General features: G+C 44.3%; 1 protein-coding gene. It reads right to left on the bottom strand.

Translation table 11 applies throughout. The features are described 5' to 3' along the window. Positions 1-54: 54 nt before the first annotated feature. Positions 55-357 (bottom strand): DUF6618 family protein, encoded by a 303-nt coding sequence (locus ACTQ50_RS19785; protein WP_441485578.1) that lies wholly within the window; start codon positions 355-357, stop codon positions 55-57. Positions 358-469 lie beyond the last annotated feature (112 nt).

Here is a 469-nt window from a genome sequence, read left to right as displayed (position 1 = left end):
GACGGAATTTCTGTCCGCCAGAGACTTTTATTTAAATTTCTGGCGGACATTTTTCTATAATTCTTTAAGATGTACTAATGCACAGGCAACTGTGGCAGCATCTACCTTCTTTAAATGTCGTGACAGACGCTCCCGGTTCCAGAAGATATCCGAATAATCCGACAGTTCACATCCGATGTCATGATTGGGAATACAGATATAATTCCCATAACAATGCCTGCCAACTATTACATGGAAATAAGTTCCGCGCCCGCTTATCCCGGCTTCAATCGTACTGCCATCCCGATGAAGAAGCTGTATCTCACCCTGCCATGTCTGTTTTTGCTTTCCAGATTGATAAACACATGTATATTCCATGGCCGCCTCCTTAACTGAATTCACATTCAAGTACAAGCTTGACGGCATGGTCATCGATCAGGCGCAGACGTGACTGGCTTCCGTAGAGAAGGAGACTGGTGCATACTTTATC

Origin of the sequence: Blautia sp. Sow4_E7 (assembly GCF_052116245.1) — a bacterium.
In the GTDB taxonomy this organism is placed as follows: Bacteria; Bacillota; Clostridia; order Lachnospirales; family Lachnospiraceae; genus Blautia_A.
The sequence above is the reverse complement of the archived record's forward strand: the minus strand, read 5'-3'. Positions and strand labels throughout refer to the sequence as shown.